The organism is Hymenobacter sp. UYCo722, assembly GCF_040547115.1.
Taxonomy (GTDB): domain Bacteria; phylum Bacteroidota; class Bacteroidia; order Cytophagales; family Hymenobacteraceae; genus Hymenobacter.
In genome coordinates, this window is record NZ_JBEPPC010000001.1 from 1,080,025 (window position 1) to 1,104,865 (window position 24,841).

Genomic DNA, 24,841 nt, shown 5'->3' on the forward strand with positions numbered 1-24,841 from the left:
CAATTGTTTCTCAGTTACTTGCCGGGGCATTTTTTTTCTTTCTCATCGATTTCGACGTGGCTCTTTCCTCTGCCGGCCCGGGTCTGCCGGCCACTGCGGCCCCGCCCCTCCGTGGTTTCGACCGCGTGGCGTGGTGCTACGATGCGCTGACGGCGCTGGTATTTGGCCCGGCCCTGCGCCACACGCAGCGGGCGGCCCTGGCCGGGCTGCCCACTGGCGCGCCGCACGTGCTTATTCTGGGCGGCGGTACGGGCTGGGTGCTGGCAGAAGTACTGCGCCGGTGCCCCGCCGCTACGGTGCTGTACCTCGAGGCCTCGCCGCGCATGTTGGCCCGGGCCCGGGCCCGCCTGGCACCCGGCCAGCAGGCGCAGGTCGAATTCCGGCATGGTACACAGGATGCGCTTAGGCCTGCCGAGGTATTTGATGCCGTGCTAACGTTTTTCGTGCTCGACTGCGTGGCCGCGCCTGATTTGCCGGGGGCGCTGGCCCGGCTGCACGCCGCCCTGCGCCCCGGCGGGCGCTGGCTACTGGCCGATTTCCGGCCCGCGCGCCGGGGCTGGCGGCGACTGTTGCTGGCGGCCATGTTCTGGTTTTTCCGCCTCACTACGCAGCTGCGCGCCCGCGAGCTGCCCGACCTGGCCGCGGCCCTGACGGCCCGGGGGCTGCGGGGCGAAGCGCAGGGACGGTTCTACTACGGAGCAACCGAAGCCGTGGTGTTTCAGTGAGTAAGCACGCGGCTTAGATATGCCATATTTAGACCTGGCCGGACTGAAACATAATTTTAACGTCCCCCGTCCGTTAATTTTGGGTAAAAACGGCGGTTGTATTGTAAATTTTCCGCAACTTTACATTTCCTGTCCAGCCTGTATTATGGCTAGTTTACTTATTGTGCTATAATTTACCCTATGAAACACATTGTTACTGTTGGCATCGCCTTCTGCCTGAGCGTGGGCATGGCGGCGGCCCAATCCAAAGCGCCGGGTGCGCCGATACGCTACGCGCTGTCATTCCCCAATGCCGTGCACCACGAAGCCAAAGTGGCGGCCACCTTTGCGGGTGTGCCTCGGGGCCCGCTGCACGTGCGCATGGCCCGCAGCTCGCCCGGCCGCTACGCCGTGCATGATTTTGCCAAAAACGTTTACTACGTGGTGGCTACCGACGGCGCTAACCATCCCCTGCCGGTGAACCGCCCCGACCCCTACGGCTGGGACGTAACGCCCGGGGCTGACGGCACGGTTATCTTCAGCTACACCCTCTACGGCGACCAGACCGATGGCACGTTCGCCGGCATCGACCAGCAGCACGCCCACCTGAACCTGCCCGCCACGCTGTGCTACGCCACCGGCCTCGAAGACCGGGCCGCCGAGGTAAAATTCGACGTGCCGCCCGCCTGGAAAGTAGCCACTCAGCTGCGGCCCAGCGAAGAAAAAAACACCTTCAGCGCGCCCAACCTGCAATACCTCATGGACAGCCCCGTATCGTTGGGAGCCCAGCAGGTGCGCACCTGGCAGGAAGGCGACCAAACCATCGAGCTGGCCATGCTCTACCAGGGCCCGGCCGCCGAGATGGACGCTTTTGCCAAGAACGTGCAGAAAGTAGTGAAGGAGGAAAAGGCCATTTTCGGCGAGCTGCCCAAGTTCGACTTCGCCCGCTACACCTTTATAGCCGACTACCTGAGCCAGGCCACTGGCGACGGCATGGAACACCGCAACTCGACCTCGCTCACCAGTTCCCGGACCCTGAAGGATGAGGACGCGACCAAAAACCTAGGCACGGTTGCTCACGAGTTTTTCCACGCCTGGAACGTGGAGCGCCTGCGTCCCCAGGACCTGGAACCCTTTGACTTCCAGCGTGCCAATATGAGCGACAACCTCTGGTTTGCCGAAGGCTTCACGCAGTACTACGGCCGCCTGGCCCTGCGCCGCGCTAAACTGATTGAGGACGAGGAGTTCTTCGACGACATCAGCCGCTGGGTGAATCTGCGCCAGAACAGCCCCGGCGCGCGCTACGCGTCGGCCATCGACATGAGCCGCCAGGCCGCTTTCACCGACGGCGCGGGCCAGGGCGGCACGCCCATGAACGTGGTGAACACCAGCCTGTCGTACTACGACCAGGGCGCGGGCATTGCCCTGATGATGGATTTGCAGTTGCGCCAGCATCACCGCTCCTCGCTTGATAAGTTTATGCAGGCCATGTGGCAGCAGTTTGGTAGCAAGCAGAGCAACTACGCGCCCGCAGCGCCTTACACCACCCGCGATTTACAGCGCGTGCTGGGCGAGGTGAGCAAGGACACTGTATTCGCCGACCGTTTCTTCCGGCAGTATGTGTACGGCCGCGAAACGCCGCGCTTCACCGAAAACCTGCTGGTGGCCGGCATGGCCGTGATTCCGACCCGCGCCCTGGGCGCGGCGCTGCCCAACCAGGTCGAGTTTGATAACGAAGGCCGCTGCATCGTGGCCTACAACACCCAGATTGGCTCGGGCCTCTACAAGGCCGGTATCGACCGCGGCGACCAGATTGTGGTGCTCGACGGCAAGGAGCTGCACAGCCGTGGCGACATGGACGGCGTGCTGCACAAGCACTCGCCCAGCGACGTGGTTTTTGTGAAAGTAAAAACCCGGGGTGGGGCCGAGCGCACCACCCAGCTCATTCTGGCCGAAGACCCCACCGTGCAGGTAAAACCGGTGGAAGCCGTGGAGAAAATGGTGCTCTCGCCCGCGCAAAAGACATTACGCGACGCCTGGCTGGCCCCGCAGGCCTCGAACTAAGCGCTGGCAGGAAAGTAGTGTGGCCCCGGCGGGCCGGCGTCGTCCCAAGCGGCCCGGCTCGCCGGGGCTTTTTGCTGAAGGTATCCGCTTGCAACGCCAAAAGCTGGCCGAAACCGCCGCCCATCAACGACACGCTGATGCTTTCGGGCTGAATCTGACAGGTTGTTGTACGCCCGACGGCGAATCTTCACCAGCGAACAACTTAATATCTTTACTTTTGAACGTTTTGGCGGGCGATTTACGGCTTCTGATGCTACGCAAAGCTCCTTTTACGGATTAGCTCGCTGCCTTCACTTCCTTTTCAATTACCACTATGCCCATTTTCGATAAGCTCACCAACGCCGCCAAGGAGTTTTTCATCGAGTCCGACGAAGAGACGGGCGCACCCACAGCTCCGCCTACCGTGCCCTACGGCACTCCCAGCCAACCGGCCGGCTCCGTTGCCGCCGCAGCTTTTGGCGCACCCACCGTGGTGCAAGCCGAGCAGCGCCACCTCGACCACATTGCGGGCCTGCTGGCCGGCGACGGCAAGGATTTCGGGGCTTATATGAAGATGGTGAAGAGCATGGCCGCCGCCGGCCTGAACGGCCCGATGCTTTATCAGACGGCGTTCAACGCTTTTTCGGCGGTGAATGGCGGCACCGTGCCGGCGCTGCTGGCCTCGGCCTCGCAGTTTGAGCAAGCCCTGGCCACCGACCGCGATAAGGTGCTGGCCCGCCACCGCGAAAAAATTGGCGAAACCACCACGCCCGGCGCGGCCCCCGGCCCCGTAGCCCAGCTGGCCGCGCAGGAAAAAAAGCTGGCCGCCGACCTCGCCGACCTCACCCGCCAACTCCAGGCCAAGCAGCAGCAGCTGCTCCAGACCCAGCAGCAGCTGGGCGAGGAGCGCCAGAAAACCCAGGCCGCGCTGGCCTCCTACGAGCTGGCCAACTCGGCCGCACTGGCCGACCTGCAAGCTCATCGCAAAGCGGCGGAGGCTTTTTTGAACGCTGCCAAATAGCACACTACTCCACTTTGCCGGTTTCACGCCGGCTTTCCCTTCACTTTTTTCTGCGTCATGAATACTCCTTTACTAGGCCCGCCTTCGCCCGCCGACGGCCTGCCGTCGTGGCAAAAACCCGAGAAAGTAGCTGGCTGGGTTTTCGTGGCTGCGCTGGTTGGCGCAGGCGTGTACTACTGGGGTCAGATTCTGCCCTATCTGATTGATATTGTATTTGATACCGTGAAGTTGGGCATTGGCCTGGGCGTGTTGTTCGTGCTGTTTTTGCTGGCGACCAACAAGCGGATTCAGACGGGGCTGTGGTACCTGGGGCAACGCATTTTTCGCACCGCCGCCAGCCTGTTCGTAAACACCGACCCCATCGGCATTATGGAAGATTACATCCGCAATACCGAGAAGGAAGCCCGCAACATGGAGGAGGAAGTGGGCCACATTGAGGGAGCCAACGAGCTGGTGAAGCGCAAGATGGACGCCAACCGCACCCAGATGCAGGAGTACCTGAGCCTGGCCGACTCGGCCCTGCGCCAGGGCGAAAAGGACAGCGCCGAGAGCTACGCCAGCCGCGCCGCCCAGCTCGAAGATTACAACCGCCGCCTCCAGCCCATGGCCACCACCACGGCCAACGTGAGCCTGGTAATGCGCCAGATTCTGAAAGCCGCCCTGCGCCAGATTGATGGCAGCAAGTTCAAAGTCAACCTACTAAAGGACGAATACACCCTGGTAAAACGCACCAGCTCGGGCATGCGCGCCGCCATGAACATTCTGCGCGGCGACCCCGACAAGAAGTACTTCTTCGACCTGGCCACCGACCGCGTGGCCCAGGACATGGCCCAGCAGCTAGGCCAGATTAAGCAGGCCATGCGCTACTCGCAGGAATTCGTGAAGGAGATGGACATCCAGAACGGGGTGATGAGCGAGAAGGGCCAGCGCCTGCTCGACAAGTACCAAAAGGGCGAGTTCAACGCCATTATGGACAATGAAGCGCCCGTGCGGCTGAACGCGGCCCCCAGCCGCCAGGCCACCGACGACGCCTACGGCAAACTCCTGGACTAGGTAAATATGCTGAATGTGGTTGGTGTGATAATAGCGGTTTTTATTCCGTTATTTTTCCATTCAACACATCTGATTGTCTCCACATTTTTCACATTATACACATTTTCACCTTCTTTAAATGACCACTCGCGGTAAAATTCTTATTGCCATCATCGTCCTCGCGGGCTTGTATTTTGGCATCAACAAACTCACTTCCAGCAACCTGCTGTTTAAGAAGGCTGAAACCCAGTCGGTGCTTTTGAACTCGATTGAGCTGCCAGCCGCCACCGGCGGCAACGGCGTGAATACCGTGGTGCCCCTGGCCGCGCTGCCGGGCACGGCTCCGGCCGAAAAAGGCACGCCCATTACCTGGGAAGTAATGGCCTGGAACTCCCAGATGGCCGGCATGCTGGCCAACGGCGGCCCGCGCTCGACCACTGGCTCGGCCATGGCCGCCAATGGCATCGACATGCAGATTGTGCGGCAGGACGACGTGAGCAAGATGCAGGCCGACCTGGTGAAAAACGCCGCCGACCTGCAAAGCAACCCCGCCACCCCGGGCCTGATTGTGAGCATTATGGGCGACGGCCTGCCCGGCTTCTCGGCCGTACAGGAAGAGCTGAAGAAGGCTGGTACGCAGCTGCAAATCATTCCCTACTCGGTGGGTAAATCCTTCGGCGAAGACAAGCTGATGGGCCCGAAAGAATGGCTCGACAACCCCAAGCTGGCCCTGGGCAAAACCGTGGCCTGCTACCTGCGCGACGGCGACCAGAACATTGCCCTGAAGTGGTGCGCCGACAACGGCCTGAAGGTGAACCCCGACGAAACCACCTACGACCCGCAGGCGGTTAACTTTATGTCGGCCAGCGACTTCCTAGTGGCGGCCGAAAAGTATATTCTCGGCAAGCCCGAAAGCCGCGACAAGATTGTGGATGGCAAAAACACCGGCGTGAAAATCGACGTGGTGGCCGATGCCGTGGCCACCTGGACGCCCGGTGATGTGAACATTGCCAAGCAAAAGGGCGGCCTGGTGAAAATCGTGAGCACCAAGGAGTACTCGAACCAGATGCCCAATATCATGGTGACCACCAAGCGCTGGTACGATGCCCACCAGAAGGAAGTGGAAGGCCTGATTATGGCCCACGCCGTGGCCGGCGACCAGGTGAAAAGCCACCCCGAAGCCCTGAGCCGCGCCGCCGACATCTCGGCTGACGTGTATGGCGACAAGGACAAAAACGGCGGTTATTGGCTGAAATATTACAAGGGCGTGAGCGAAGCCGACCGCAACGGCGACGTGGTGGAGCTCGGCGGCAGCAAAGCCTTCAATTTCAGTGATAACCTGGCCTTGTTCGGGCTGAATGACGGCGGCACCAACATTTACGCTTCGGTGTACAAGGCTTTCGGCGACGTGCAGAGCAAGCTCTACCCCAAAGAGCTGCCCAACTACGTGCCCCTCGACCAGATGCTCGACCTCACGCCGCTGAAAAACCTGCAGGCCCAGTACAAGGGCAAGACCGTGGCCCCGGCCGAAACCCAAAAATTTGCCGCCGGCGACGAAATTCGCCAGAACGTGAGCAAGCGCGCCTGGAATATTGAGTTCAACTCGGGCCAGAGCACTTTCACCCCTTCGGCCAGTAAGGAGCTAAACCAGCTGTTTGATGACCTGGTGGTGGCCGGCAGCCTGAAAGTGGCCGTGCACGGCCACACCGACAACACCGGCGACCCGCAGGCCAACCAGCAGCTGAGCGAGGACCGCGCCATGGCCGTGCGCCAATGGCTGGAGCGCAAGAGCAGCAGCGCCTTCCCCGACGGCCGCATCCAGGTGTACGCCCACGGGGCCACCGAGCCGGTGGCCAGCAACAGCACGCCCGTCGGCAAAGCCAAAAACCGCCGCGTGGAAATCGTGCTGGGTAATTAAGTTTCCAATGCAGAGAAGTGGCGAAGGGGAGTATCTGAAACTACCAAGCGTGTAATGCTTACCAAGCACTGGCTATTAAGGTCGGTGAGGCAACGCCTTTTCACCGCCGCTCCATTTCTCCCATCCTTTCCATTTTGCCATGCTCAAAGACTTATTCATTCCCAACGCCAAGCCCCGGCCTACGGTGTTCCTCACCATGGTGGCGGGGCAGGTGCTGCTGCTACTGCTGCTGTGGCTGTTTTATCCGTTGCAGCTGTTCCCGACTTTGGGGGAAGTAGTAGCCTCTTTTAAGGACCTGGTGACGACCCAAGGGCTCATTCAGGAGCTGTGGGCCAGCCTGACGACCGCGCTGGGCGCGCTGGCCATTGCCACGGTGCTGGCGCTGGCCATTTCCTACCTCACGGCGCTGCCCTTCTTCCGGCCCATCGCCTACGCGGCTTCCAAGATGCGCTACCTCACCCTCACCGGCCTCACCTTCTTCATGGCGCTGATGGTGAGCTCGGGCCACCAGGTGAAGCTCTCGGTGCTCATCTTCGGGGCCACCGTGTACCTGGTGACGGGCATGACGAGCGTGATTCTGACCACGACCCAGGAGGAAATGGACCACGCCCGCACCCTGGGCATGAGCGAATGGCGCAGCTTTTATGAAGTAGTGGTGCTGGGCAAGCTCGATGAGATGCTCGAAGTGGTGCGCCAAAACTTCGCCATCATCTGGACGATGATTACGCTGGTCGAGACGCTCTACCAATCCGAAGGCGGCATCGGGCTGCTGCTTTATAAGCAGAACCGCTACCTGCACCTAGCCGGGGTAGTGGCCATTCAGCTCGTCATTTTGGTGACGGGCGCGGTGCAGGACTACGTGTTCGAGTTTCTGCGCCGCATGTTCTTTCCGTACTCCGCGCTTACCGTTGCGAAATAATGGGCGACCACGTATATAAAGAGCCGATACTTACGCTGCGCGACATTTCGGTGCAGTTCGGGGGCGAAGTCATTCTGCGCGACATCAGCCTAGATGTGCTGAACGTGGTGCGGCCCGGCGTGAGCCAGGGCCAGGTCGTGGGGTTTTATGGCCGCTCGGGCATCGGCAAGTCGGTGCTGTGCCGCATCATCGCGGGCCTGCTGCCGCCCACTACGGGCACCGTGCTGGTGGCCGACCCGCAGCGCCCCGTGTGCCCCGGCGACGTGGGCTTCGTGCAGCAGCGCTACCCCTTGTTCAACCACCGCACCCTGCTCGACAACCTGCTGGTAGCCGCTGGCCGTAAGCACGCCCCGGCCGATGCCAAGGCCCGGGTCGAAGATTTTCTGACCCGGTTCGACCTAGCGCAGCACCGGCGCAAGTACCCGGCCATGCTCTCGGGCGGCCAGCGGCAGCGGGCGGCCATTGCCCAGCAGCTGCTCTGCTCCGAGCACCTGATTATTCTGGATGAGCCCTTCTCCGGCCTCGACATCGCCATGATTGACGAGGTGAAAAAAATTATCCAGGAAGTGACTATGCTCGACGAGCTCAATACCGTCGTCATCGTGTCGCACGACCTGGCCACGACCACCGCCATTTCGGATACGCTCTGGCTGCTGGGGCCCGAGCGCGACGCGGCCGGACAATGCCTGGCCGGGGCCACCATTACCAAAAAGCATCAGTACAACCTGGCCGAAATGGGCCTGGCCTGGCAGCACGGCATTCAGGCCCGGCCGGAATTTGTGCAGCTGATTGAGCACCTGAAGGAGGAAATCCGAAACACCTGAGCGGGGGCGGCTCCATGCGCGGATTGCGCAAGCTGTGTCCAGTTCGTTGATGACTGATTTGGTCTCGTCGGCCGGCACTTAGTTGCTTGAAAGCGCCCCATCGGTCATCGGTGGGGCATTTTTGCGGGTAGAGGCGAGGCTCATCACCGTCTGCCGTTGGACGAAACCGTTGCAACGGAGCGGGCGGCGGGCGGCGACGAGCCCCGCTCCTACCAAAACACTTGCGCCGCCAGCCCGTTTCTTTGGCTCCCGAAGCTGTTCAGATTCTCACCTTATGGCCACCCGCGTTTCCTACCTCCGCAACCCCGACTTGCCCACCGTGCGGCCCGGCTACCCTGGCAACAAGCTGTTCGGTAAAGAATTCGCCAACGGCGAGGAGCTGTTCGAGCCCAGTTTCGGCACCTTGCTGAAGTGGCAGCTTGCCACCAACCCCCAGAAGGAAGAGAAGAAGCGCGACACCTGGGCTCCGGAAGTAGTGGACTGCGCGGCCGCCTTTTCCTCAACGGAGGACATGCTGGTTTGGCTGGGCCATTCCTGCTTTTTGCTGCGCGTGGCCGGCGTGTCGCTGCTCTTCGACCCAGTGCTGTTCAGCTCGTTGGGGCTGAAGCACCGCCACCCCCTGCCCTGCCCGCCCGAAGCCATCCGCAGCATCGACTACCTGCTGCTCTCCCACGGCCACCGCGACCATTGCGACGAGCAGTCCATTCAACTGCTCGCCGCCCAGAATCCGCAGATGCGGGTGCTGTCGTCGTTGCGCATGGCACCGCTGTTGCGCGGCATGGCCCCCAACCTACCGGTGCAAGAAGCCGGCTGGTGGCAGCAGTACGACCTGGGGCCGGACTCGCCCCTCGAAATCACCTACCTGCCTGCTGCCCACTGGCACCGCCGGGGCCTGACGGATATGAACCAGATACTCTGGGGCAGCTTTATGGTTCGGGCGCAGGACCGGCTCATCTATTTTGCCGGCGATACGGCCTACGCCGAGCATTTCGAGGCCATCGAGGCCCGCTTTGGTCCAATTGATATTGCCCTGATGCCCATCGGAGCCTACAAGCCGGCTTACATGATGGCCAAAAGCCACGTCAACCCCCACGAAGCGGCCAAAGCCGCCAACGTACTGCGCGCCGGCCACGTGGTGCCCATGCACTACGGCACCTTCGCCCTGGCCGATGAACCGGCCTCGGAGCCTCTGCGGCAAATGAGGGAAGTGGCAGCCGGCGGCATGCTGCGCGGCGAGCTGCACGCCCCCGCTGTGGGCGAGGTCCTGCGCTGGCCGGACTGGGAGTAGTTTTTTTTAGCTTGGGGCGGTGTGTAATTCAGCCGTTACCAGCATCGAAAAAGGGCCGAACGAAACGAAGGCAGCTGGGGGTCGAGCTTCAGCTTTACGCTCACTTCAGCCACTGGCCCCTGGTGGGGCGGGGGGCCTTCCAGACATGAATATGATACCTAAGCCCCAACCGTGCGGCCAAAACTGGCTCGGCATGCATCCCACGGCCAACGGCCGCCTTTGCGGGCAATGCGACAAAGAGATTTACGACTTTTCGGGCATGGCCTGGCCGGCCATTGCGCGTACCCAGGCCGAACACGGCAACGCCCTCTGTGGCATGTACACGCCGGCCCAACTGAAGCACTGGGGCCAGATGCCTCCACCCAGCACCTGCGCCAAGCTTGCGGCGACCACTACGCTGGCGCTGGCATTATCGGCTATTCCGGCGGCGTCCCAGACGCCGGGCGGCCGCACAATTAGCGGCACGGTGATGTATTTTTCTGACAAAGGCAAACCCAAGCCGGTGCCCGGTGCCACGGTATTGGTGGCCGGCACTCAGATAGGCGTATCTACGGACAGTGAGGGGCGTTATGAGCTGGCCTTGCCAGATGACAAAACGCTGCCCAAAGCTGCCCGGATTCAGTTTATGAGCATGGGCCTGACGACCGCCGAGTGGCCGCTACCGCTGCAAAACGATGGCCCGCTGCATCACGATGCCTTGCTGCAGATAAACCCGAACAGCAGCCTCAGCGTGTTTTCGGTGGGCCAACCCACGCTGCCCGAGCGGGCCAAATGGACCTTGAAACGGTGGTTTGGCCGACGGAAATAATAGCCATTGCCGGGACGCCCTCCTAAAATAGCCACCGATACGGGAGCAGCAACCTGTTAGCTTTGCGCTTTCATGCTGCACTGTCGCCGAAAAAGCGGACAGCTAACAGCCAGTAGCTAACAGCTAAAAAATGTCGCCAACTTTAGTTCTGAGCCTGGTTGCGGGCTACTTCGTCGTCCTCATCATCATTGCCATGCTTACGTCGCGGGGCGCGACCAGCGAAAGCTTTTTTGTGGCCAACCGCAATGCGCCGTGGTACATGGTGGCCTTTGCCATGATTGGCACCTCGCTCTCGGGCGTCACCTTCATCTCGGTGCCGGGCAACGTGTATGGCAAAAGCTGGAGCTACCTGGCCGTGGCGCTGGGCTTCGTGGCGGGCTACGTCGTGATTGGCACCGTGCTGCTGCCACTCTACTACCGGCTGCAGCTGGTGAGCATCTACTCGTATCTGGAGCAGCGCTTTGGCTACTGGAGCTACAAAACGGGCGCGCTGTTCTTTCTGATTTCGCGCTCGCTGGGCTCGGCCCTGCGGCTGTACCTGGTGGCGGGCGTGCTGCAGCTGGCCGTATTCGATGCGATGGGCGTGCCCTTTGCCGTCACGGTGGTCGTCAGCATCCTGTTCATCTACCTCTACACCTTCAAGGGCGGGCTGAAAACCATTCTCTGGACCGATACTTTCCAGACCCTGGCCATGCTCAGCTGCGTGGCCCTGAGCATCTACTTCATGGCCGATGCGCTGAACTACTCCTTTAAGCAGCTCATCAGCTCGGTGCGCGACAGCCCGATGTCGCAGATGTATTTCTCTGATTTCCGGGACGATAAATTCTTCTGGAAGCAGTTCGCTTCGGGCATGTTCATCACCATCGTGATGACAGGCCTCGACCAGGACCTGATGCAGAAAAACCTGAGCTGCCGCAGCCTCGGCGAGGCCCAGAAGAACTTGTTCTGGTTCACGCCCGTCATCGTGGGCGTCAACATTCTGTTCCTCACCCTGGGCGTGCTCATGTACCAGTATGCCGCCGCCCGCGGCCTGCAGCTGGCGGAATTGCCCCAGCTGCTCAAGCTCAACGGCACGCTCGATACCGATAAGGTTTTCCCCTTCCTGGCCACCACGCAGTTCTCGCTCACGGCGGGCATCATCTTCATTCTGGGCATCATCGCCGTGACGTACGCCTCGGCCGACTCGGCCCTGACCGCGCTCACCACTTCGTTTTGCGTCGACTTTCTGAACATCAAGCAGTACCCCGAAGCCCGGCAGACGCGTCTGCGCCAGCTCACCCACCTGGGCTGGTCGGTGGTGCTCATCGTCATCATCCTCATTTTCCGGGTCCTCAACGAGCAGAGTTTGATTGATGCCGTGTACAAGGCCGCCGGCTTCACCTACGGACCACTGCTGGGCTTGTTTGCCTTTGGCATCCTTACCGGGCGGCAACTGCGCGATAAGTTGGTGCTGCCCACCTGCGTAGCCGCCGTCAGCCTCACGCTACTCATCGTGTCGCACTCCGTGGAGTGGCTGAATGGCTACAAGTTCGGCTTCGAGATTCTGCTGTTGAATGGGGCGCTGGTGTACATCGGCCTGTTGCTGATTTCGCGCCCTGGCGATACCGTCCCGCAGCCCGCGAACCTGACGGCCTAGTCCGGGGTTGAGGTATATCGGGGATTGGTTCGTCTGCTGCTCCACGGGCGGGCTGCGGGTCGCGCATCCGGCCCTGTCTTTGCATTTCCGTTGCTTATGAAAATTTTGTTTGTTTCCCTCGCGCTGCTGGCCGCCCTCAGCGCCCACGCCCAACAGCCCGCCCCGGCTACCGGCCAGACCATCGTTCTGCAGCCCGGCCACATGCAGGTACAGCGCAACCCCGCCGCCAACCGGCCCGACCGCGCGCCGGTGTATCCCGGCGGCGAGCAGGCTATGGGCCTGTTCTTCCTCGAACATATCAACTACCCCGCTGCCGCCAAAGCCGCCGGCACCTACGGCAAAGTGCTGGTGAATGCCACGGTGAATGAGGATGGCACCATCAGCAACCCCGTGGTGGCCGGGTCGCTCTCGCCCGAGTGCGACGCCGAGGCCCTGCGCGTAGTGAGCCTGCTCGCGGGCTGGCAGCCGGCCATGCGGCGGGGGCACCCACTGCCGGTGCTGGTGCAGCTGCCCGTACCCTTCGGCGAGGCCGGCGTGATGCACGTGGAGCAAGTGCAACGGAAGCCGGCGCACGGCAAGCGTTATTAATTTCAATTCATGTTGAGGTAAAGAGCGTCAGGCCTGACTTGCGTCCGCGCAATCGAAGCATCTCGCTCACAGCGGTAAACCAATCGTGACAGCGTCGTTGATTAGTAGCGGCACGCGAGGCGCTTCGGCTGTACTCGGCATGACGTTCAGCTTCACCCGCGCCTCATGCCCGGCGGCCGAAATTGCCGCGTTATAATTAGTAGAATTAGATAAGACCCGATGGCCCGTAGCGGACTCAACAGCAGCGGCAGCGACGCAACCGCCGACCTGCCCAAACCAAAAGTAAACAAGGAATCCCTTAAGCGCAGCTTGCGGATTTTCCGCTATGTGCTGCCTTATAAGGGCTTGTTCGCGGTGGGCCTGATGATGCTGCTGCTCAGCAGCAGCACGTTTATGGCCTTTCCGTTTCTGGCCGGCAAGCTCATCGACGCGGCCAACCACAAGCCCGTCGTCTTGCCCAACGGTATTGAGTTGGGCATCGACCGCATTGCCATCCTGCTGTTTGTGATTATCGTGTTTCAGGGCTTTTTCTCGTTCGGACGCATCTGGTTTTTCACGCAGGTGAGCGAGTTTACGGTGCGCGACATCCGCAAGGCGCTCTACGCCAAATTCGTGCAGCTGCCCATCCCCTTCTTCGAGCAGAACCGCGTGGGGGCCATCACCTCGCGCATCACTTCCGACGTGGGCCAGATTCAGGACACGTTTTCGCTCACGCTGGCCGAGCTGTTCCGACAGATTTTCACGCTCGTTATCGGCATCACGGCCATCATGGTCGTCTCGGTGAAGCTCTCGCTGTTTATGCTACTCACGTTCCCGCCCATTGTGCTGGCGGCGGGGCTGTTCGGGCGCAAAATCCGCACCCTGGCCCGCACTACCCAGCAGGAGCTCGCCACCACCAACACCATCGTGGAGGAAACGCTGCAAGCCATCAATTCGGTGAAAGCCTTTACCAACGAACAGTTCGAAACCCAGCGCTACACGACCTCACTCAACCGCGTGGTGGCGGCAGCGCTGCGCAGCAACCTGTTCCGGGGCGGCTTCGTGTCGTTTATCATTATCGGCCTCACCGGCGGCATTATCCTCATTTTGTGGCGCGCCGCCACCCTGGTGTACTCGCCCGGCCCCGACCACCTCGAAGTGAGTCAGCTCCTCACGTTCCTGCTCTACACGGCCTTTATCGGTGCGTCCATCGCTGGCCTCGGCGAGATGTACGGCAAGGTGCAGAGCACCCTGGGCGCGTCGGAACGCATCCTCGAGATTCTGGACGAGACGCCCGAGCCCACCCACATCGAACCGGCCGTGGGGCTGGTGCCGGCCCGCCTGCAGGGCGATATCCGCTACGAGCACGTAGCCTTCCGCTACCCCACCCGGCCCGATATCGCGGTGCTGAAGGATATTAACTTCCACATTGCGGCGGGCGAGAAAATTGCCCTCGTGGGCCCTAGCGGCGCGGGCAAAAGCACCATTGCCGGCCTGCTGATGCAGTTTTACCCGCTCAGCGGCGGCCGCATCATCGTGGACGGCCACGACGTGCAGGACTACGACCTCACCGGCCTGCGCCGCCACATCGGCATCGTGCCGCAGGAAACGCTGCTCTTCGGCGGCACCATCCGCGAGAACATTGCCTACGGCAAGCCCGGCGCTTCCGACGCCGAAATCATCGAATCGGCCCAGCGGGCCAACGCCTGGCAGTTCATCCAGGCCTTCCCCGAGGCGCTCGACACGGTGGTGGGCGACCGTGGCATTAAGCTCTCGGGCGGGCAGCGCCAGCGCGTGGCCATTGCCCGCGCCATCCTGAAAAACCCCGCCATCCTGATTCTGGACGAAGCCACCTCCTCCCTCGACAGCGAAAGCGAAAAGCTGGTGCAGGGTGCGCTCGATGAGCTGATGGAGCACCGCACCAGCCTCATCATCGCCCACCGCCTGAGCACCATCCGCAAAGTCGATAAAATTTTGGTGATTGACGGCGGCCGCATCGTGGAAGCCGGCACCCACGAGGAGCTGAGCGAGCGCGAAGGCGGGCTGTACGCCAACCTGCTGCGGCTGCAGTTTGAGTTGACGTAGGTTTCGATTTAGAGACACACGATTACGGTCCTTGCTTCGTTAGATTTAACGAAGCAAGGGCCGTAATTATTTTAGCACGTTATAAGCAGTAAAATGAGAAATCATCCGACCAAAGGCCTTTCGCTGCCTGACATGACACCGTTTGCGGGTGTCTTATTTCTCATGGTCTGCTTCTATGCAATTTCTACACAATTCAAAGAACCGCGAATTGGCAATGTGGCGCTTGAAGAACTCCCATACCGCAGTGGTTCATCCTGTCTGCACGAAAATGCCGAAGCCGCAATCGGTCTTAATACTGATGGACGCTATTCGTTTTCCCTTAGTGGTCCCATGTTCCAGTCGATAACTATCCAGAAAGTTGCCGCAACTCAAGGCGTTACTTTTTCTGCCTTGCAACGCTCCAAGCTGAGTCAAATTGACTATTTGGATGTCGACATCAGGGTATTACCCGCGGTCCTGGACAGACAATCGGACAAACAGTTTTCCTTGCTTAGCAGAAAGCTTTACCCACTTGAAGAAAAACAGCTAGTGGCCTGTTTGATGACTTCGAAAAAAGTCATTCAGACATTAGTTCACAAAAACAGTTACGTGTCATTATTAATACATGCTGAAACCAGCGCATCAAAAGTTATGTACTTGATTGGCTTATTACAAAAGCAAGGAATCAACCGGTATAATTTAAAGCTTCAAGATAGTCCTGAGTATGTGACAAAGCGTTAACTACTGCTGGATTTAAACCTCAAAACCCGCGCCTCAAGCGCGGGTTTCGTATTTTTACCCCCACAACAAACTCCTCTCACTTTCTCCTTACTGATGAGCAAGCACTTCGCACCATTCGCCGTCGCCGTAGTAGCGGCGGCTACCCTGCTGGCCGCCCCGGCCGCCCACGCCCAGATTGCCACACCCCAAGCCAGCCCCAAAAGCACCGTGATGCAGCGCGTGGGCCTCACGGATATTACCATCGTCTACTCGCGGCCGGGCGTGAAGTCGCGCAACATCTTCGGCACGGTGGTGCCGTTTGGCAAGCGCTGGCGCACGGGCGCTAATGCCACCACCAGCATCAAATTCTCGGATGATGTGCTGGTAGAGGGCAAGAAAGTGGCCGCCGGCGAGTACGGCATCTACACCATCCCGAACAAAACGGAGTGGCTGGTGGTGCTCAACAAAAACACCAAGCTGGGCGCTGATGTGGACGGTTTTAAGGACGACCAGGACGTGGCCCGCTTCAGCGTGAAGCCTTATGGTGTAGCAGCCAAAGTAGAGACCTTCACCATTGGCTTTAGCGATATTACCCCGGCCACGGCCAACGTGACCATGGAGTGGGCCAACATTGGAGCCAAGTTCAAGGTAACCGCCGACGTGGACACCAAGGTAATGGCCCAGATTGACGAGAAAATCACCAAAGCAGCCACCCCCGCCCCCGGCGACCTGGCGGCTGCTGCCGTGTACTACCTCGACAACAACAAAGACCTCAAGCAGGCCCTGGCCTGGATGGAGAAAGCCAACGCCGCCGAGCCCACCAAGTTCTGGAACTTGAACACGGAAGCCAAAATCCGCCTGAAAATGAAGGATTACGCCGGCGCTACCAAAGCCGCAGAAGCTTCGAAGAAAGCTGCGCTGGCCGCTACGCCGCCGAACGGTGAGTACGTGAAGATGAATGAGGAGCTGATGGCTGAAGCCAAGAAGATGGGCAAGTAAGCGGGCCCTAACGCGGGTCACCTCACCCCCGGCCCCTCTCCCCAGGAGAGGGGAGCCTGATGATTTCAGATGCAAAAGCCCCGATTCCTGATGGAATCGGGGCTTTTTCTTTGGCTTTGAATTAACGTTTGCAACGCCGTGGCTCCCCTCTCCTGGGGAGAGGGGCCGGGGGTGAGGTAACCCGCGTCTGGGCAGTTACGGCAGCACCTTCACGGCCAGTTGCGAGGCGTGAGCGGGCGAGTGGTAGAGCCGGTGCGTGGCGGCCTGGAAATCGGCCTCATCGGCGTTGTAGATGTTGTCGACGTATTTCTGCGGGTTGCGGTCCACGAGCGGGAACCAGGTGCTTTGCACTTGCACCATCATCCGGTGGCCGGGCCGGAAGGTGTGCATCAGGTCCTGCACGGTGAAGGGCACGGCCGTGACCTGACCGGGTGTGAAGGGCTCGGGCTTCGAGAAGCTGTTGCGGAAGCGGCCGCGCATCACTTCGGAGCGCACCATTTGCTGGTAGCCGCCGAGGTGCACGTTGGGGTTGAGGCGCGGGTTGTCGGGAGTGTTGTCAGGGTACACGTCGATGATTTTCACGACCCAGTCGGCATCGGAGCCGGTGGTGGCCACTTGCAGCAGCGCCTGAATGGGGCCGGCGAGGGTGAGCGGCGCGGTGAGCACGTCGGTTTGGTAGGTGAGCACGTCGGGGCGGCGGCTGGCGAAGCGCTGGTCGTCGGTCATGTACTCGCGGGTCATGCCCACGTTGGTGGCTTCGGTGAAGGGCACGGGGTGGGCCGGGTCGCTCAGGAACTGGTCGAACTCGGAGCCGGCGGCGGGCTGCTCGAAGCCGATTTTGCCATTGGGCTGGAAGTAGAGCGTTTTTTCCTGCGCCTGCCGGGGCGGCCAGGCATCGAAGGTGCGCCACTCGTTGGTGCCGCTCTCGAACACGGTGGCTTCGGCCACGTTGGCCGGCTGGCCGTCCTTCAGGTAGGATTTGAAGAACGGAGCTTCAATCTTCTGCTGATAATAGATGGACGGCGCGGCCCCGTAGGCCACATTGCCCACCAGCTCGCCCGAGCCGCGGGCCCAGCCGCCGTGCACCCAGGGGCCCATCACGAGGCCGTTGCGCATGCCCGGGTTTTGGTTTTCGATGCTCTTGTAGATGTTGAGCGCGCCGAACAGGTCCTCGGCATCGTTGAAGCCGCCCACAGTGAGCACGGCCGTGCCCTTCTGCAGGTTTTTGAGGTGGGGGCGCAGGTCGCGGGCCTGCCAGTAGTCGTCGTAGTTGGGGTGCTGCATCAGCTCATTCCAGAACGCGACCTGGCCCTTGTAGTAGCGGGCATCGGCGTTTTTCAGCGGGCCCATCTTCATAAAGAAGTCGTAGCCGTCGGGGGTGCCGTGCTGGAAGCCGGGGTTGCCGGTGGGCGTGGGCTGCGGCCGGGGCAGGCCGAAACTGGCCAGGAAGTTGAAAGCGTGAGGCAGGAAAAACGCACCGTTGTGGTGGAAATCGTCCCAGAACCAGTCGGCGATGGGGGCCTGGGGCGAGGCGGCTTTCAGAGCCGGGTGGCGGGCCAGCAGGCCGGTGGCAGTGTAGTAGCCGGGGTAGCTAATGCCCCACTGACCTACGCGGCCGTTGTTTTTGGGGGCCTGCTTGTTTTTCAGCAGCCACTCGATGGTGTCGAAAGTGTCGGTGCCTTCGTCGGTGTCGGTTCTACCCTTGTGCACTTCCTTTTCGGGGCGCACATCCACGAAGGTGCCCTCGCTCATGTAGCGCCCACGCACATCCTGATACACAAAGACGTATCCCTCGTGCATCATCTCGCTGCTTGGCCCGAGCCCCTTCTTCATGCTGGCCGACTTGTAGGGCCCGATGGCGTAGGGCGTGCGGTTGAGCATGATGGGGTAGCGCACCTTGTCCGCGTCATTCGGCGCGTACACAATGGTGTAGAGCTTCACGCCATCGCGCATGGCCACCTGGTGTTCCGACTTTTTGTAGTGCTGCTGAATATAGGCCGTATCGGCCATAACAGTTGCGTAGCGGGACTTTTCGACCTCGGAAGGCACCGGATAGGCCGGACCGGGCTGCTGGGCTAGGGCCGGAGTGGCCGCCGCGCCAAATACTACGGCCAATAGAAGAGCTGATTTCATGCAGAGCGAAATTTGAGTGGGAGTACGCCGGTAAAGGTAGAAGCCGCACTCAAATGAACTGTCATTTCTCCAACCACCTGCTTAAACCGTCAAAACGGTCATGCGGAGCTGGTCGAAGCATGACCGCCTTTCCCATCCGTGCCGTTCTCCCCCACCCTACTCCTGGCCCCGGCCCTGCATGAGCAGCAGTCGCTTCACGTTATCAACCTCAATCTCATCGGGCTGGGTGGCCAGCACGCGGCGCAGGTCTTTGGGCGAGCGGCCGCCAAATACGACCACCTTGAAGCCGGCGGCGTGGGCCTGCGCCGTTTGCTCCGGCGTCACGCGGTCGGCATCGAGCACCAGGGTATGCACCTTGGCCGTTTTTGCCACCTGCAGGCCGAAAGCAAATTCAGCCGACGCAATTTCCAGCCCAACGCGGATGCCCGGCATGGCCGCCCGGGCCAGGCGCACGGTGGCGGCCTCCTCCGTCACGAGCAGCACGTTGGCCAGTGGCACATGGTAGCGGGCCAGGCTGGCGGCAATCTGGCGGACCAGCAGCGGGGTGCGGTCGTGCTGGTGGCCGGGGGGCAGGCATTGGTCGTCCTCGTGCAAATCGAGGTGGATGAAGGGAAACGTGGGGCGGCGGTTGAGGCGGGCCAGCAGGGTGTCGAAGCTGATGGGGTGCTCCTTCTGAATGAGGTCGTAGGGGAAGCCGCCCCGGTAGCGCGCCTGGGTAATTTCGGCCGCCGTGCGCTCGCTGATGCAGCCGGTGCCAGTGCTACCATCCTGCATCTTCTGGTCATGATAGAGCATTATCACGCTGTCGCGGCTCATTTGCAGGTCAATTTCCACGCCGTCGGCCCCGCGCAGCAGAGCGCGCCGGATGCCGCGCCAGCTGCTCGGCGGCCGGAAATTGAAGGGACTAATAGCGGTGTAGAAACCGGAGCCAGCATGGCCCAGCACCACCAGCTTGGGGTTGGCAACGGGTTTGGTGGCGGTGCAGGCTGCCAGCATCAGGGACAGCGCCAGGGCAGTGGTGGAGAGTAAGCGGTATGGGGTCATGCGAAAGCGAGGGCCGGCACGCGCCGGTTGGGGCTGAACGGCAAAGATGCCGGGAGGTTGTGGAGACGCATATTCGCGACTCTACGCCGCGGCGGGCCTGGGCTTATCCAGCCGGCCGAACAGGAACGTGAGGGCCACTACCAGCCAGAGCGAAAACCAAACGTCGCTCAGGTAGTGCGCGCCCAGTACCAGCCGGCCCAGCGCAATGAGCCCGGGCAACACCAGCAGCGGCAATCGGTACTTCGGAAACGCCACCGCCAGCGGCCAGAACAGGCTGAAATAAACCGCCGTGTGGTACGAGGGAAACGAGTCGTTGTGCGGCCCCTCGGCCCACAGGCCCGAGCCCGCATAGCCAGTCCCGAACTGCACCTCGGGCCGCAGGCGATGCACGGCCCCTTTCAGCACGTTGGCCAGCACCATGCTGAACTCGTGGGTGAGCAGCAGCACAAGGAAGAGCGTGCCCCCCCGCTTTTTAAGCACGTAGCGGCCAATGGCGAAGGCCAGCCCCAACAGCAGGAAAATGATGGGCAGGCCGATAACATGCGCCATCAGCGCCTCGTGGGCGGAATCGGCGGTGGCGGTGAGGCGGGCGAAAAACGGGGCCGACCACGCGGAATGCGCGTGGATGAAGCCGGCCAGCGGCTGGTCCAGCAGCAAGATGAGCACCACGCAGGCCAGCAGCGAAATGACCGTAAAAAGCAGGAACTGGCGGAGCGGCATGGGAAACGGTTAAGCGGCAGGATTTGATAGTCAAGAGTTAAAGGAGAGCCGTTACGAGCAACTGAAACTGTTTAGGAAGTCGACAAAAACAATCAGCATAACGTGCTTTTGACTCCCCAAACAGCTTCGCTGTTTTCAACTCCTAATTCCTAACTCTCAACTTTTAACTCAACCTTACCCCAGCGCCTTATTCAGGGCAATAATAGCGGGCTTGTACTCCTCGCGCCCCACGATAAACTGCAGGTTGACTTTGCGCAGGGCCACGCCGGCGCTGCGGATGTTGATGCCAGCCTCGGCCAGGGCGCCGGCGGCGCGGGCCAGCAGGCCGGGCTCGTCGAGGTTGGAGCCGATGAGGCAGACCAGGGCGGCAGGCTCGACGGTCACGTTTTCGTACTTGGCCTCCAGGGCGGCCAGCAGCTGCGGCTTGAGGTCCCGCTCCCAGATGAGCAGCGTGATGCTGTTGGCGCTGGTGGCCTTGAAGATATAGCTGACGCCGAGGTCGAAAAACACCTGCATCAGGTGCAGGTCGAAGCCGGCCGCGCCCACCATCAGCGGGTCGTGAATGTCGATGATAACGACTTTATCGGTGCCGGTGATGACTTCGATGCGCTTGGTGGGCGACACGTAGTCGCGGGTGATGAGCGTGCCGGGGTGGTCGGGCTCGAAGGTGTTTTTGATGCGCAGGTCGATGGCATTTATCTCCAGCGGCTTCGAGGCTTTGGGGTGAATGGCCTCCATGCCCACATCGGCGAGCTGGTCGGCCACATCGTAGTTGGTGAAGCCGATGGGGCGCACCTGGTCGACGCCCACCAGGTTGGGGTCGGCCGAGCTCAGGTGGTATTCCTTGTGAATAATGGCCTCCTGGGGCCGCACGGCCACGGCAATCTTGCTGAAGGTGACCTCGGAATAGCCCCGGTCGAACTCGCGCATGATGCCCTCGGTGCCCTTGGTGTAGCCGGTGGCCACGCAGATGGTATCGGCAAACGCGATGTCGACAAAGGCCTGCCGGATGCGCTCGTCGATGGTCAGCGGCTGGGCATCGTCGAAGCCGCTGAGGTCGACCAGCGTAGCATTCAGCCCCCTGCTTTGCAGGATGTTGACGGCGTTGAAGGCCGAGTGGGCCTCCCCGATGGAGGCCAGGATTTCGCGGGCCGCCTGCAGAATGTTGGCGCTGTTGACGTAGCCCGAGGCCAGCACGTTCACGAGGCTGTCGAGGTAGGTCTGGGCCTGGTCGATGCGCTGCTGGATGAAGGCATCGGCCACGGCCAAATCGAGGCCCAGCGGGGCATACTGCGTATTCAATTCCTTGAGCTTGATGGCCACGTCCTGCAGCGCCGCCCGAAACTCCTGCTGCTGGGTGATGTGGTGGTAGACGCCGGGCTCGCCGGTTTTCTTGTTCTCCAGCAGCCAGTTGGTGACGTGGGCATAGGCCGACACCACGAATATGCGGTTGTATAGCTGCTGGCCCTCGCGGCCGTGCAGGATGATGTTGTCGAGGACATCGGCGAAGGCGGTCATCGAGGTGCCGCCGATTTTTTCTACTGTGAGCACTGAAATGAATTAAAAATTGAGAATTAAAAATTAAAAATTGAAGCAGACCCCTAGCCCTTTTTAATTCTTCATTTTTAATTTTTAATTCAGTCTGCTACTGCACCTTCTCTTTCCCGTAGGAAATCATGTTCGTAATGAGTCGGTACGCGCCCGGCACGCCGGCCGGCAGCTCCCGAAACAGCGACAGGCCCGTGTAGATGTAATGCCCCTTGCCATAGTCCGTGACCAGAATGGCGCTTTCCTTGGCCGTCTCGCCGGGGTCGCTGCTCGAAATTACGGTCTGGTATTTTGGGTCCCACTTCGAGGGGTAGTAGAGGCCCTGCTCCTGCACCCAGCCTTTGAAATCGGCTTCGGTGATTTTGTTGGGGGCGGCCAGCAGCGGGTGCTTCGTCAGCGTTACGGGGGCATCTTCTACCGTCACCCGGTCGCGGGAGAGGGTCATCGGATAGGGGCCGATTTCGGGCAGCACCGTGCCCCGGTCCACCACGTACTGCACCACCACGTTGCCGCCGGCTTCCATGTATTTAAGGATTTCGGGCTGCTGGGTTTTGAGGCGGTCCACCGTGTTATAGGCGCGGATGCCCACCACCAGCGCATCATATTGCTTCAGGTTGGCGGCGGTGAGGTCTTTGGCTTCGAGCACCGTCACGTTGTAGCCGACTTGGCGCAGGGCTTCGGGCACTTCGTCGCCGGCCCCCATGAGGTAGGCCACGTTCTGGCCGCGTCGCTTCAACTCCAGCTTCACGAGCGGGGCCACGGCTTCGGGAAACAGCGTTTGGGTGGGGATGTGGGGGTAGATGATTTGCTGGATGCCGCGGCTATACGCCTGCCCGTCCACGGTGGCCACGGCGCGCAACTCCGTTTTGCCGGGGGCGGCGCCGGGGCCGGGCTGCACGCGGAACTCCACGGTTTGCTCGGCGTCTTTGGCGGCGAGGGCGAAGGACTGGCTGGCGGGGGTGCTGGTCCAGCCGGGGGGCAGGGTGAGGGCCAGCGTGCCGGCCACGCCCGCGCGGCCGGCTTTGAGGGTGACGGGCACGGTCTTGGGCTGGGCATCGGCGAAGACGTAGGCGCGGGCGGCGGGCAGGTTCACGGCCACGGGCGGCACCACAGCCAGCGGTTGGTACAGCTCGCCGAGAACGGGGTCGGTGTGCTTGTATTGGACGGGGACTTTTATATCAATCTGCGCCGAATTGGGTGTTCCATCTCCAATCAATATGCTGCACACCGCTTCAATCCTTTGTGGATACTTAGCATTTTCAGGAGTACCCCTCAAAGACTGTTCATCTACGACATACATCCCAATTGTACCTTGTTTTTGAAGCCAATACGGCTGTGAAATAGTGTACCCGAAAGTGTCAGTCTTAATTTTTCCATTGCTTTTCTGATTCTTATTCAGAACAACTCCTTGCGTTTTATTACGAGTGCCAGTATGGCTAAATTCACTAAGCAACTGTACTCCCAATACCTTAATTGGCTGCGATGAGCGGTTTATCAATTCGTAATTAAAGACAGTACCTGTATCTGAAACGATAGTAGCTTCCGGCGCTATTACTTCAACAGACAACCCAAGACAGGCTTTTAGCAATTCATCCACTTGCTCACTCTTATCCGGGTAGTAATAGTTTGCTTCTGGAGTCACTTTGTTGTGATTCGCCATGTACCAATTCTTTTCTATTTCCGCCCGCACCTTCAGCAGCCCGGCCACGCTGGCGCTGGGGTTGCTCGGGTCGTACCTGCGAATCACCTCCTCGATGAGCTTGCCCACGGCCGCGCCGCCGGGCACCCGGTTCCAGGTCTGGTCCACGCCTTCGAACAGGTCTTTGGTGGCTTTGTCGCCTTTCACGGGCTGGAAATACTCCAGCGCCTCGCCCCGCTGGGCGGCCGAGCCGAAGCCCTGGCTGCGGTGGTTGCTGCGGCTGCGGGCCGCGATTTCGCCGTACGACTGCCCAAGCAGGGGGTTGTAGCCGCCGGCGTCGAGCTTGAGGTAACCGTCCATGTTTTCGCCGGGCTTCACGAAGAAGCTGCCGGTGTTCCAGAGCAGCCGCTTTGGCTGCCAGGCTTGCACGTATTGCAGCTGTTCGGGGAAGCGCTTGGGGTCGCCGGCGGCGTCGAAGGCTTCGGCGGCGAGGATAGCGCTGGCCTGGTGGTGGCCGTGGCCGGCGCGGGCATCGGGCGGGAAGCGGGTGATGAGCACATCGGGCCGGCGCTGGCGGATGACCCACACCATGTCGGCCAGCACCTGCTCGTGGTCCCAGATGCGGAAGGTTTCGTCGGACGTTTTGGAGAAGCCGAAGTCGTTGGCGCGGGTGAAAAACTGCCGGCCGCCGTCGAGCCGCCGGGCCGCCAGCAGCTCCTGCGTGCGAATCACGCCGAGGCCTTCGCGCAGCTCGGGGCCGATGAGGTTCTGGCCGCCGTCGCCGCGGGTGCAGCTCAGGTAGCTGGTTTCGAGCAGGCGCTCGTTGGCCATGTAGGCGATGAGGCGGGTGTTTTCGTCGTCGGGATGAGCAGCAATATACATCACCGAGCCGAGGACGTTGAGCTTCTTCAGCCCCAGCAAGATTTCGGAAGAAGTGTAGGTTTTGGAGGTCTGAGCCTTTGTTTCAATGAACAATGAGCAATGAACAATGAGCAGTAAGGCCGTGAGGAACGGACGAAGAGAACGAATCATGCGCGAAAAACCAGGGTTGAGGGCGTGAAGTTACCGGCACAGCAGTTGTCGCCCGCGCCACCCGCCGGTCTGACCGCCCTAGGCGGTCTGACCGGTTGAAGAGCGAACGATTGAAAAGGAACATGCTGGGTATATTTCGCAGGTTATTTCCGGATGACAACTGGGCGTACTTTCCTCACGAC

19 protein-coding genes are annotated in these 24,841 nt (G+C 60.8%); 14 read left to right on the forward strand and 5 right to left on the reverse strand.

Annotation, left to right across the window (positions count from 1 at the left end):
- The first annotated feature begins 56 nt into the window (after positions 1–56).
- The 14 genes from ABIB44_RS04820 to ABIB44_RS04885 all read left to right on the forward strand — a co-directional run bounded on the left by ABIB44_RS04820 (position 57) and on the right by ABIB44_RS04885 (position 16,543).
- Positions 57–725 (forward strand): class I SAM-dependent methyltransferase, encoded by a 669-nt coding sequence (locus ABIB44_RS04820; protein WP_354583482.1) that lies wholly within the window; start codon positions 57–59, stop codon positions 723–725.
- Positions 726–905: 180 nt separating this feature from the next.
- Positions 906–2,768, forward strand: a complete 1,863-nt coding sequence (locus ABIB44_RS04825) for a M61 family metallopeptidase (RefSeq protein WP_354583483.1) — start codon at positions 906–908, stop codon at positions 2,766–2,768.
- Positions 2,769–3,081: 313 nt separating this feature from the next.
- Positions 3,082–3,768, forward strand: a complete 687-nt coding sequence (locus tag ABIB44_RS04830; protein WP_354583484.1) for a hypothetical protein — start codon at positions 3,082–3,084, stop codon at positions 3,766–3,768.
- A gap of 57 nt (positions 3,769–3,825) precedes the next feature.
- Positions 3,826–4,821 (forward strand): PspA/IM30 family protein, encoded by a 996-nt coding sequence (locus tag ABIB44_RS04835; protein ID WP_354583485.1) that lies wholly within the window; start codon positions 3,826–3,828, stop codon positions 4,819–4,821.
- Positions 4,822–4,939: 118 nt separating this feature from the next.
- Positions 4,940–6,718, forward strand: coding sequence for an OmpA family protein (locus ABIB44_RS04840; protein WP_354583486.1), 1,779 nt, complete (start codon positions 4,940–4,942; stop codon positions 6,716–6,718).
- A 139-nt stretch (positions 6,719–6,857) separates the two neighbouring features.
- The gene (locus ABIB44_RS04845; protein ID WP_354583487.1) at positions 6,858–7,637 is read left to right on the forward strand and encodes an ABC transporter permease; all 780 of its coding nucleotides are present in this window, start codon (positions 6,858–6,860) and stop codon (positions 7,635–7,637) included.
- The gene (locus ABIB44_RS04850) at positions 7,637–8,461 is read left to right on the forward strand and encodes an ATP-binding cassette domain-containing protein (protein WP_354583488.1); all 825 of its coding nucleotides are present in this window, start codon (positions 7,637–7,639) and stop codon (positions 8,459–8,461) included. The genes ABIB44_RS04845 and ABIB44_RS04850 overlap by 1 nt, the downstream gene beginning before the upstream one ends.
- Positions 8,462–8,735: 274 nt before the next feature.
- Positions 8,736–9,749, forward strand: a complete 1,014-nt coding sequence (locus ABIB44_RS04855; protein WP_354583489.1) for an MBL fold metallo-hydrolase — start codon at positions 8,736–8,738, stop codon at positions 9,747–9,749.
- Positions 9,750–9,942: 193 nt separating this feature from the next.
- Positions 9,943–10,557, forward strand: a complete 615-nt coding sequence (locus ABIB44_RS04860; protein ID WP_354583490.1) for a carboxypeptidase-like regulatory domain-containing protein — start codon at positions 9,943–9,945, stop codon at positions 10,555–10,557.
- A gap of 130 nt (positions 10,558–10,687) precedes the next feature.
- Complete coding sequence (locus ABIB44_RS04865; protein ID WP_354583491.1) at positions 10,688–12,193, forward strand: sodium:solute symporter; 1,506 nt, start codon at positions 10,688–10,690, stop codon at positions 12,191–12,193.
- 96 nt (positions 12,194–12,289) lie between these two features.
- Positions 12,290–12,781 carry an energy transducer TonB gene (locus tag ABIB44_RS04870; RefSeq protein WP_354583492.1) on the forward strand — a complete coding sequence of 164 codons (492 nt, stop codon included), beginning with the start codon at positions 12,290–12,292 and terminating at the stop codon, positions 12,779–12,781.
- 219 nt (positions 12,782–13,000) lie between these two features.
- Positions 13,001–14,845, forward strand: a complete 1,845-nt coding sequence (locus ABIB44_RS04875) for an ABC transporter ATP-binding protein (RefSeq protein WP_354583493.1) — start codon at positions 13,001–13,003, stop codon at positions 14,843–14,845.
- A gap of 93 nt (positions 14,846–14,938) precedes the next feature.
- On the forward strand, positions 14,939–15,565 hold the full coding sequence (locus ABIB44_RS04880) for a hypothetical protein (RefSeq protein WP_354583494.1): 627 nt from the start codon (positions 14,939–14,941) through the stop codon (positions 15,563–15,565).
- A gap of 93 nt (positions 15,566–15,658) precedes the next feature.
- Complete coding sequence (locus tag ABIB44_RS04885) at positions 15,659–16,543, forward strand: DUF2911 domain-containing protein (RefSeq protein ID WP_354583495.1); 885 nt, start codon at positions 15,659–15,661, stop codon at positions 16,541–16,543.
- Positions 16,544–16,738: 195 nt separating this feature from the next.
- On the opposite strand, the gene ABIB44_RS04890 is transcribed toward ABIB44_RS04885, so the two are convergent.
- From ABIB44_RS04890 to ABIB44_RS04910, 5 genes are all read right to left on the reverse strand, one after another.
- Positions 16,739–18,676: a CocE/NonD family hydrolase gene (locus ABIB44_RS04890; protein ID WP_354583496.1), complete on the reverse strand. Its 1,938-nt coding sequence runs from the start codon at positions 18,674–18,676 to the stop codon at positions 16,739–16,741.
- A 156-nt stretch (positions 18,677–18,832) separates the two neighbouring features.
- Positions 18,833–19,720, reverse strand: a complete 888-nt coding sequence (locus ABIB44_RS04895) for a glycerophosphodiester phosphodiesterase (RefSeq protein WP_354583497.1) — start codon at positions 19,718–19,720, stop codon at positions 18,833–18,835.
- 81 nt (positions 19,721–19,801) lie between these two features.
- Entirely contained in the window at positions 19,802–20,440 is a 639-nt protein-coding gene (locus ABIB44_RS04900; RefSeq protein ID WP_354583498.1) for a phosphatase PAP2 family protein, read from the reverse strand.
- A gap of 174 nt (positions 20,441–20,614) precedes the next feature.
- Positions 20,615–21,991 (reverse strand): aspartate kinase, encoded by a 1,377-nt coding sequence (locus tag ABIB44_RS04905; RefSeq protein WP_354583499.1) that lies wholly within the window; start codon positions 21,989–21,991, stop codon positions 20,615–20,617.
- A gap of 94 nt (positions 21,992–22,085) precedes the next feature.
- Entirely contained in the window at positions 22,086–24,659 is a 2,574-nt protein-coding gene (locus tag ABIB44_RS04910) for a PIG-L family deacetylase (RefSeq protein ID WP_354583500.1), read from the reverse strand.
- Positions 24,660–24,841 lie beyond the last annotated feature (182 nt).